The sequence below is a fragment of the Elusimicrobiota bacterium genome (assembly GCA_016182905.1).
Lineage (GTDB): Bacteria > Elusimicrobiota > Elusimicrobia > UBA1565 > UBA9628 > GWA2-66-18.
Window position 1 is genome coordinate 31715 of the sequence record JACPFR010000008.1, and the last position, 9000, is coordinate 40714.

At 67.0% G+C, this 9000-nt stretch carries 10 protein-coding genes; 7 read left to right on the plus strand and 3 right to left on the minus strand.

All coding sequences use genetic code 11. The annotated features are described in order from the left end of the window. The first annotated feature begins 26 nt into the window (after window positions 1–26). The 6 genes from HYV14_02860 to HYV14_02885 are packed head-to-tail and all read left to right on the plus strand — an operon-like array spanning window position 27 to window position 4108. Window positions 27–1247, plus strand: a complete 1221-nt coding sequence (locus tag HYV14_02860) for a type II secretion system F family protein (protein ID MBI2384934.1) — start codon at window positions 27–29, stop codon at window positions 1245–1247. Continuing rightward, window positions 1247–1750 (plus strand): type II secretion system protein, encoded by a 504-nt coding sequence (locus HYV14_02865; protein ID MBI2384935.1) that lies wholly within the window; start codon window positions 1247–1249, stop codon window positions 1748–1750. Before HYV14_02860 ends, HYV14_02865 begins: the two co-directional genes overlap by 1 nt. Window positions 1751–1793: 43 nt before the next feature. Next, complete coding sequence (locus HYV14_02870; protein ID MBI2384936.1) at window positions 1794–2237, plus strand: hypothetical protein; 444 nt, start codon at window positions 1794–1796, stop codon at window positions 2235–2237. Then, entirely contained in the window at window positions 2234–2968 is a 735-nt protein-coding gene (locus HYV14_02875; protein ID MBI2384937.1) for a hypothetical protein, read from the plus strand. Before HYV14_02870 ends, HYV14_02875 begins: the two co-directional genes overlap by 4 nt. Beyond that, the gene (locus tag HYV14_02880) at window positions 2961–3329 is read left to right on the plus strand and encodes a hypothetical protein (GenBank protein MBI2384938.1); all 369 of its coding nucleotides are present in this window, start codon (window positions 2961–2963) and stop codon (window positions 3327–3329) included. The genes HYV14_02875 and HYV14_02880 overlap by 8 nt, the downstream gene beginning before the upstream one ends. Further along, window positions 3326–4108, plus strand: coding sequence for a ChbG/HpnK family deacetylase (locus tag HYV14_02885; protein ID MBI2384939.1), 783 nt, complete (start codon window positions 3326–3328; stop codon window positions 4106–4108). Before HYV14_02880 ends, HYV14_02885 begins: the two co-directional genes overlap by 4 nt. On the opposite strand, the gene HYV14_02890 is transcribed toward HYV14_02885, so the two are convergent. Genes HYV14_02890 through hpnJ form a run of 3 tightly spaced genes read right to left on the minus strand, consistent with a single transcriptional unit; the run spans window position 4092 to window position 7777 of the window. Next, a complete protein-coding gene (locus HYV14_02890) occupies window positions 4092–5066 on the minus strand; it encodes a flippase-like domain-containing protein (GenBank protein MBI2384940.1) in 975 nt (324 codons plus the stop codon). The genes HYV14_02885 and HYV14_02890 overlap by 17 nt on opposite strands. Window positions 5067–5069: 3 nt before the next feature. After that, window positions 5070–6296: a bacteriohopanetetrol glucosamine biosynthesis glycosyltransferase HpnI gene (gene hpnI / locus HYV14_02895; protein MBI2384941.1), complete on the minus strand. Its 1227-nt coding sequence runs from the start codon at window positions 6294–6296 to the stop codon at window positions 5070–5072. Window positions 6297–6307: 11 nt separating this feature from the next. Continuing rightward, the gene (hpnJ, locus tag HYV14_02900) at window positions 6308–7777 is read right to left on the minus strand and encodes a hopanoid biosynthesis associated radical SAM protein HpnJ (GenBank protein ID MBI2384942.1); all 1470 of its coding nucleotides are present in this window, start codon (window positions 7775–7777) and stop codon (window positions 6308–6310) included. A 254-nt stretch (window positions 7778–8031) separates the two neighbouring features. Between hpnJ and HYV14_02905 the strand changes: the two genes are divergently transcribed. Further along, on the plus strand, window positions 8032–8964 hold the full coding sequence (locus HYV14_02905) for a DUF1570 domain-containing protein (protein MBI2384943.1): 933 nt from the start codon (window positions 8032–8034) through the stop codon (window positions 8962–8964). Window positions 8965–9000 lie beyond the last annotated feature (36 nt).

The following is a 9000-nucleotide window of genomic DNA, read 5'->3' on the forward strand; positions in this document are numbered from 1 at the left end:
CCAACGCCTGTTACACTGACAACATAATGGCCCGCTACGCATACACCGTCCAGGACAGCAAAGGGGAGACCTCTTCGGGAGCTCTCGAGGCCAACAACGAGAACGAGGCGATCAACGCCCTCCAGGCCAAGGGCTTCTTCATCCTGTCCATCATCGCGGACAAGACGAGCGGCGCGGGCGGAGGCAAGGCCTCCTCCGGCGGCGGCGGGAAGCCCGCCCTTCGCGACCTCATCTTCTTCGCCGAGCAGCTCTCGACCCTCCTCAACGGCGGCGTGCCCCTCGTCCGGGCGCTGTCTTTGCTGGGCGAGAACTCCAGCTCCAAGCCCCTCCAGTTCGCGCTCGCCCAGGTCACCAAGGACGTCTCGAGCGGCACGGCGCTCTACCGCGCCCTGGAGCGCCATCCCAAGGCCTTCGACACGCTGTGGGTCTCCCTCGTGCAGGCCGGCGAGATGGGCGGCCAGCTGCCCAAGGTGCTCAAGCAGATCGGCGCCTACATCCACTCCCAGGCCGAGATCCAGGGCAAGATCGTCTCCGCCATGGCCTACCCCGGCGTGCTGATGACGGTGTCCGGCGGCGTCCTCCTGTTCTTCATCCTGAAGATCGTCCCCGTCTTCGCCGAGATCTTCGCGAGCTTCAACGTGAAGCTCCCGCCCCTGACCGCGGCGATCATCGTCGTCTCGAACATCCTCGTCCACCACCTCGGGGCCCTCATCATCTCGCTGGTGGCGATCTGGTTCGTCATCAACGCCTACACCTCGACGGAGTCCGGGCAGGAGACCAAATGGGCCCTGCTGTTCGGCCTGCCCCTGGTGGGGGACTTCCTGAAGAACATCATGATCGAGCGCATGCTGACCACGCTCTCCACCTTGATCGAGTCCGGCGTCAGCATCCTCAACGCGATCTCCGTGCTCGAGGGCGTCTTCGCCAACAACATCATCTTCCGGCGCGTCCTGGCCTCGGTCAAGGCCGACGTCGCCGGCGGCAAGTCCATCTCGCAGTCCTTCAAGAAGACCGGCGCGCTCCCGCCGCTGGTCACCGAGATGATGTTCATGGGCGAGGAGTCGGGCAAGCTGCCGGACATGCTCGTCACCTTGTCCTCGTTCTACAAGGAGCAGATCGAGCAGTTCACCCGCAGCTTCAACGCGATCATCGAGCCGATCATGGTCGTCGGCATCGGCATGCTCGTCGGCGTCATCGTGCTCGCCGTCTTCCTTCCCGTCTTCAAACTGTCGAGCCTGGGGAAATAATGATCAAGAACCGCGCCGGCTTCACCCTCATCGAGCTGCTGGTCGTCGTGCTGATCATCGGCATCCTCGCCTCAGTCGCCGTGCCGTCCTACCTGAAGAGCGTCGAGACGACGAAGGCCGACGACGCCGTCTCCCTCGTCAACATGATCGGGACGACCAACAAGATGTACGCCCTCGACCACAGCAACAGCTACATCGTGGGGACCTTCCCCACGACCGCCAACACCGGCTGCGGCACCGGCGCCTGCCCGGCCACGGGCCCCGGCGGCGGCACCGCCTGCGAGCTGGTCTGGTGCAAGTACCTCGCCGACCAGAACTTCGGCTCCAAGCCCTACAACTTCTACGCGTGCAGCCCCACCGGCGGAGCGTGCTTCGCCAGCGGCGGAACGAACGTGACGGCGGGAGCCAAGCGCAAATCCGGGACGTACGCGGCGTGGAGCTATTCGCAGAGCCCCACCGGGGTCATCACCAACAATGGCGGCGCGCCAGCACCGACCTATTGACGTCCGCCGGAGCCGCGCTCCGCGCGGCGACGCCGGCTACACCATGGTCGAGGTCATGGTGGCGATGCTGCTGACCTCGATCATGGTCACCTCGGTGTTCAGCGTGGCGCTCACGGTCAAGACCGGCGGCAGCAAGGGCGAGCGCAAGATCAAGGCCGCGGCCGGCGCCCGCCAGGTCGCCGCCCAGCTCAAGAACTACGTGACGGGAGACCCCAACAACACGACCATCCTCGGCCCCGGCCAGGGCGCGGGCGTCGCGAGCTGGTCCATGGACTCGGGCGGCGTCAACGACACGAGCTGCGTGAACTGCTACGCGCTGACCGCGGGCAGCCACACCTTGACCGGCGTGCTCCCCGCCAGCTTCGAGGCGGCGCCCTACAACGCCCGGGTCATCTATTTCATCAGCACCACCGACACCATCACCGACGGGGTCAACACCCGCCCGGTCCCCTCGGTCAGCATCACGACGACCTGGAACGAGCCATGAGAAAGACCTCCGGCCGCCTTCTTACGGCGAGTGGAAGCGGCACTTCCTCGCCGGATGGCTCGGTCGGTTTCTCGATCATCGAGCTCGTCATCGCGATCTCGCTCGCCTCCTTCGTGCTGGTCGGCGTGGCCACGATCGCCTCGCAGATGGCGCGCAGCCAGATCGACGGCATCCGCTCCGGCACCGTCACCGGCTGGTCGCTGGTCAGCTACCTCGCGATGGCCAAGGAGATCGAGGACGCCAACGTCCTCGCTTTCCCGATCGCCAACGGCGCCGCCTCGGATTCCCTCATCGTGTGCAAGAACTGGTCGCGGGTGCAGACCGGCCCCGACCGAAGGCTCGACAAGAACGCCCCCGGGCTGGTCTCCGTGATCCAATACTGCGTGGACAGCTCCGACCCCGCGAACCTCGTCCTGCGCCGCTTCGCCAACGTCGGCGCCTACCCGGCCGTGACCTGCCCGGACCCGGGCGTGCCCGTGGCCTGCACCGCCTCGCCGGGAGGCACCTGGAACGAGAACGGCGCGGGCGCCGGCGTCAGCGTCATCGGCTTCAAGCTGGAGAAGCTGAGCGGCTTCCCGAACATGTTCACGCGCGACAACAGCATCGGCGGCGTGCGCGTGCGCTACGTCATCGGCCGCCAGACCCCGACCTCCAACGAGCCGAACCCCAAGAGCACCCCTTTCGACATCGGCATCGCCATGCAGAAACAGTACAACAGCACCGTTGATTAAAACGAACGAGCGCGGTTCCGTCCTGGTCCACGTCCTGATCACGGGCGTCATCGTCGCGTTCATCGCGGCCGGCCTGCTGCGCATGGTGCTGATGAACTACATCGCCGTGGACCGGGCGACGAAGGGAGCCCAGAACCGCAAGGAAGCGGAGGCCATGCTCCAGCGCGCGCTGACCTACTGGAACAAGACGAACTCGGTCTGCTCGAGCACCCCGACCTACTTCCCCTGCTCCGGCCCCGGCGTCGGGGTCAATCAGTGCAACTGCTCCTGCCCGAACACGACGGCCCTGCCCCGCGTCGTGGTCACCGGCCCCGCCGGGGGTCCGTGCGTCATCACCATCATCTCCTCCGACCCCGATTGACCCGCCGCCTGATCGCCACCGCCGACGATTTCGGCGACACTCCGGAAGTCAACGCCGCGGTCCTCAAGGCCTACCGCGAGGGCATCCTGCGCTTCGCCAGCCTCATGACGGGGCGTCCGGCCGCCGCCGAGGCGGCCCGCATCGCCCGGGACAATCCCGGGCTGGGGGTGGGGCTGCACCTCGAATTATGCTCGGACAGACCGGAGATGGCCGGCGCGCGCTATTTTTTCGACTCGAAAGCCCGGACGGGGCTCGAGGGGGAGATCCGCGGCCAGATCGAGGCCCTGCTGAAGCTCGGCGTGAAGCCCACCCATATCGACGGCCACATCAACGTCCACGTCCATCCCGTCATCTTCCCCGCCGTGTGCCGGCTGGCGCGGGAATACGGCATCCCGCGCGTCCGCCTGCCCTCCGGGGAGTGGGAGGCCCTCAAGGGCTTCCCGGGTGCGGAAAGCCCCGGCACGGCCCTCCTGGCGGGCGTGTTCGGGACCATGGGCGCCTGGGTCGGAGGGGCGGCCGAAGGCCTCGAGCGGCCGCGCACCTGGGGCCTCCTGCGCTCGGGCCTGATGAAGGAGGACTACGCGCTGTGGCTGATCGCCCGCCTGCCGGAGGGGACCACGGAGATGTATTTCCACCCGACCACGGACCCGAGGCTGAGGGCGACTCATATCCCCGCCCCGACGCATCAGAGCGTCACCGAGCTCGAGACCTTGCTCAGTCCGAAGGTCCGCCGCGCCCTGGACGAGCACGGCGTCGAGCTCGTCAGCCGGGCTTCTTGACCAGCGCCCGCTGCTGAGCGGCGTACATCCCGAGCCCGGCCCCGGCCCACAGGATCTCGCGCGCGTGGCGGATCAGGCCGACGGTGAAGCCCACGTCGGCCGCCATGCCCAGGCCCTTGAAGATCGCGGTCTTGCCCGCCTCCTGCGTGCCGATCTTCGCGGGCACCATGAAGGCGAAGGAGTCGACGACGTTCGAGAGGAACTCGATGCACAGGGCGATCTCGGCGCTGACCGGGTAGCCGAGGAACTGGCAGATCAGCCAGATCTCGGCCGCGCCCCACGCGTAGCCGAGCATGAAGAAGACGATCGAGCCCAGCAGGCGCGCCGGATGGCGCCCGAGGAACTCGCGCAGGCTGCGGCGCAGCGGCTCGGTCTTCTCCACCGCCGCGGGGAAGCGCGCCTTCAGCCACGCCGGCGGCCGCGCCGCGAGCAGGCCGACGAGCAGCGCCACCCCGAAGAGGATGACGCTCATGCCCGCCGCCGCCCAGCCCGCCTGTCCGGCCTTGAAGGCGTAGACGCGCGCGTTGAGCAGGTAGATCAGGCCGACCAGCACGAACAGGGCCTGCCCGACCGACTGGGTGGCCTTCGCGACGACGACGCTGGCGACCCTCGCGTCGTGGCTCAGGGACGAGCGGAGCATGCCGGGGCGCACGAACTCCCCGGCGATGTTGCCGCTCGGGGTCAGGTAGTTGACCCCGTCGCCTCCGATGCGCACGCGCACGAGCTCCCAGAACGAGACCTTCCTCGCCTCGGCCGGGGTGAAGGCGAGGCGCCAGCCCGCCGCGTTGAGCATGTGGTCGAAGATCTGGAAGGGGATGACCACGGCGAAGCCCCAGCCGAAGCCGCGCAGGCGGTCCCACACCAGCATCGGGCCGAACGACCAGAGCAGGTACAGGAACGTCGCCGAGCCGAGGGCGATTATCCCGAGGGTGAACCAGCGCCGGGCGTCGCGCATCAAGGCCTAAGGCTCGACGGAGAGCGCCTGGCGCACGGCCAGGGGCGGCGCGGTGGGCTCGAGCCGGCCCTGGGCCCGGACCAGGAACAGCTCCCCGCGCCAGACCACCGTGTTCGAGGAGCAGGCGCCGATCCAGGCGAAGAACGAGAACAGCTCCGACAGCGGCAGGAGCCAGAGCGCCCGCGCCGGCTGGCGGCCGCCGAGCCCGCCTCCGAGCGAGACGGCCGAGGCCGACTTGGCGGCCCAGATGCCGGCCAGGAGCGCCGCGCCGGCCGCGTCGGGCCCTTGGACGAGCAGGCGCAGGACGAGCAAGGAGAACCCGTGCTGGATCAGGCTCGCGTAGAAGCCGGCGGGCTGGCACAGGCGGATCGTGCGCGCCCAGCGCACCAGGTGGTTGAAGTGGCCGCGGGCGCTGCCGATGCCGGGGATCGAGTCGACGCAGCCCTCGGCCGTCGCGAGCCGCCAGCCGGCCTCGCGGACCGACTCGCCCAGCCAGAAGTCGTCGGCGAGGTGGTCGGCGAGGTTCGCGAAGGCGCCGGAGGCCTCGAAGGCCTGGCGGCGGACCATCATCGCCGCGCCCATGGCGAAGCGCATGCCGAAATGAGCCGCGCAGGCGGCCTGCGGCAGGAAGTGGGCGTTGATCGACAGCGCCTCCATGCAGCCCCAGACGCCGCGCGCGCCCGACGCCTGGTAGAACGAGGTCACCAGGCCCACGGACGGGTCGGCGAAGGGCGCGGCCATGTCGCGCAGGAACCCGGGCGTGACGCGGATGTCCGAGTCGGACATCAGCAGCAGGTCGTACTTGGCGAACGGATACGCGTTCGCCATGTTGTTGACCTTCGGGTTGTAGCCGATCCGGCTCTTGGAGACCACCACCTCGATGTCGCTGTCCGGGAACTCCTTCTTCAGGCGCGACACCGCGGCGAGCGCCGGGTCGTCGGGGCTCGCGAGGCAGAACAGGATCTGGTAGCAGGGGTAATCCTGCCGGCAGAAGCTGGCGAGGTTCTCCTCCAGGTCCAGGTCCTCGCCCTTGAGCGGCTTGATCAAGGTGATCGGGGGCAGCGGCGCCGCGGAGCGGGGGGAGCGGACGAAGAGGAAGCGCCGCGCGAACACGGCCGCGACCACCGTGAAGCCGAGCGTGAAGGCCCCGCAGGCGAGGGCGAAGGCCGAGAACGCGGCCCGGCCCGCCACCGCGGCGGCCAGCATGATCAGCCCTACGATCTCCCACTCCATGGCGGGAAGTATCAGGCGGCCACCGGCTCCTTGTGCTTGGTCTCGCCGGGGGCGAGGCGGGAGACGGCCGGCTTCTGCCGTCCGCGGAGGTAGTCGAGGAACTCCTTGCCCTCGCGCAGGCGCCGCTGCCGCTCCAGGGGGTCCTTCGCCATGTTCACGAGCATGCGCAGGATCGGCGTGGGGCGCGCGTAGAACTTCGAGTAGAAGCGCTTGACGCCCGCCTCCATGTCGGCCGCGCTGAGGTGGGGATATGAGATCGCGCTCGCCTGGGTGCCGTCGTTGCGCACCATCGTCCCCTCGTCGTACCACTTGTTGGTCATCGCCTGGCGGTACAGCTCGGTGCCGGGGTAGGCCGCGGCCAAGGACACCTGGATGGTGTCCACGTTCAGCTCGCAGGCGTACTTGATCGACTCCTCGATCGTCTCCTTGGTCTCGCCCGGGAGGCCCAAGATGAAGGTCCCGTGGATGACGATGCCGAGCTTGCGGCAGTTGCGGGTGAACTCCTGGGCGATATCAACCCGGACCCCTTTCTTAATATTGTTGAGGATCTGCTGGTTGCCGGACTCGTAGCCGACAAGCAAAAGCCTCAATCCGTTGTCTTTGAATATCTTGAGGTATTCAAACGGGACGTTCGCTCGGGAGTTGCACGACCACATGATTCCCAGCTTCCCAAGGCCTTTGGCGATCTCCGCGGCACGAGTCAGATCCGCGGTAAACGTATCATCGTCGAAGAAGAATTCTTTAACCTCGGGGAACATCTCCTTGGCGCGGGCCATCTCCGCGATGACGGCCTTGGCCGACTTCGTGCGATAGACATGGCCGCCGACGGTCTGGGGCCACAGGCAGAACGAGCAGCGCGCGGGGCAGCCGCGGCCGGTGTACAGCGAGAGGTAGGGGTGCTTCAGGTAGCCGATGTAGTAGTTGGGAACCACGAGGTCGCGCTTATAGACGTCCAGGACGGAGGGCAGGCTGTCCATGTCGTCGATGAGCATCCGGTCGGGGTTGTGCGCGAACTCGCCGTCCGCCTTGCGGTAGGACAGGCCGGCGATCGAGTCGAACGGGCGGCCCTCGGCGACTTCCTTGATCGTGTAGTCGAACTCCTCGCGTCCGACGAAGTCGAGGACGGGGGCGTTCTTGAGCGACTCCTCGGGGAGGACGGCGACGTGGGCGCCCACGAAGCCGATCTTCATGTCGGGGTTCTGCTTCTTCAGGGCGTCGGCGACCTTGGCGTCGTTATCAAAGGAAGGGGTCGAGGTGTGGATGACGCACAGCTCGAAGCCGCGGGCGCGCTGGAGCACCTGCTCGAGGGTCAGGTCGTCGGCCGGGGCGTCGATGAGCTTGGAGTTGGGGATGAGGGCGGCCGGCTGGGCCAGCCAGGTGGGGTACCAGAAGGACCTGATCTCGCGCCGCGCCTGATAGCGGGCTCCCGCGCCTCCATCGAAACCTTCGAATGAGGGGGGGTTCAGGAACAAAGTCCGCATGGTGGCCATCGTCTCTCCGTCCGGCTTGGGTGTCAGGCTTTAACTTTCTAACGGGCGATTGTCATTTTACCAAAATACCGTCTGACGGGCAATCGAAAACGGGCAGGCTTTGGACCTATACCCCGCAAAGTTGCGGTCACTCATGATAATCACTATTCCCGGGAAGAGTGATCATCATTCGTTTTTTGTCCGACTGTTTCCGGAAACAGTCCTCCGCGCTGGCGAACTTCGACTTGTTCTGCTACGCTGACGCCATGCGCGGGGCCCTTCTCGCCGTCCTCCTGGCCGTCCCGGCCGGCGCCCGCGACGGGCAGAGCTGGGACTGGCGCCAGAGCCAGACCCCGCACTTCGTCATCAACCACCAGACCGCCTGGCTGCCGGCCGGCTTCACCATGGGCTCGGAGCGGGTCCACTCCCGCCTGCGCATGGACCTGGGGATGTTCTCCCCGTGGATGGCCAAGGACAAGATCAACCTCTACATCTACGCCGACCAGGAGAGCTTCCTGGGAGGGGAGTTCGCGCCGCCGAAATGGTCGAACGGCCTGGCCATCTACGACCGCAAGGCCGTCGCCATGCCCACGATGAAGGACCCGCGCAAGATGCTCTCGGTCATGGCCCACGAGGCCACCCACCTCCTGTTCAACAGCTATTGGCAGGAAGCCCGCCGCGAGCCCCCGTCCTGGATCAACGAGGGCCTCGCCATGCTCGAGGAGGCGGAATCCCCGGACCGGCCGGAGACCTCGGTCTGGTACCAGCAGATGACGATGATCGAGCCGAGGAAATTCCCCGACCTGGAGACCTTCTTCGGCGTGACGCCGACCAAGGACCTCCACAACGACCAGGCCGCGGTCGGAGAATGGTACATCCAGGCCTACTCGGTGACGCATTTCCTCCTGCGCAAGCACTCCCGCCTCCAGTTCAAGAGCCTGTGCGCCGCCCTGCGCGACGGCAAGCCCGTCGCGGACGCCCTGTGGCTGACCTACCGCTATAGGAAAATCTCCGACATGGACAAGAAGTGGCGGGCCTGGCTCGCCGACCCCGCGCACAAGCGTCGCGTGGCGGCCCTCGCGGGAGACGCGCGCAAGGGCGTGGACGACGCGGTCGTGGGCAAGGCCGGGCTCAAGGCCACCTCCTTCAAGAGCTTCTCCACCGGCTTCGCCAAGCCCAAGACTGAAGCCCCCGAATAAGCGGCTAAATTAGCTTAATTAGCGTGAAAAATTAAG

Excerpts from the sequence above, each read along its gene's own strand:
- hpnI (MBI2384941.1), bottom strand. The coding sequence starts at position 6,296 with ATGGAGTGGGAGATCGTAGGGCTGATCATGCTGGCCGCCGCGGTGGCG.
- HYV14_02875 (MBI2384937.1), top strand. The coding sequence starts at position 2,234 with ATGAGAAAGACCTCCGGCCGCCTTCTTACGGCGAGTGGAAGCGGCACT.
- HYV14_02860 (MBI2384934.1), top strand. The coding sequence starts at position 27 with ATGGCCCGCTACGCATACACCGTCCAGGACAGCAAAGGGGAGACCTCT.
- HYV14_02905 (MBI2384943.1), top strand. The coding sequence starts at position 8,032 with ATGCGCGGGGCCCTTCTCGCCGTCCTCCTGGCCGTCCCGGCCGGCGCC.
- hpnJ (MBI2384942.1), bottom strand. The coding sequence starts at position 7,777 with ATGCGGACTTTGTTCCTGAACCCCCCCTCATTCGAAGGTTTCGATGGA.
- HYV14_02865 (MBI2384935.1), top strand. The coding sequence starts at position 1,247 with ATGATCAAGAACCGCGCCGGCTTCACCCTCATCGAGCTGCTGGTCGTC.
- HYV14_02870 (MBI2384936.1), top strand. The coding sequence starts at position 1,794 with ATGGTCGAGGTCATGGTGGCGATGCTGCTGACCTCGATCATGGTCACC.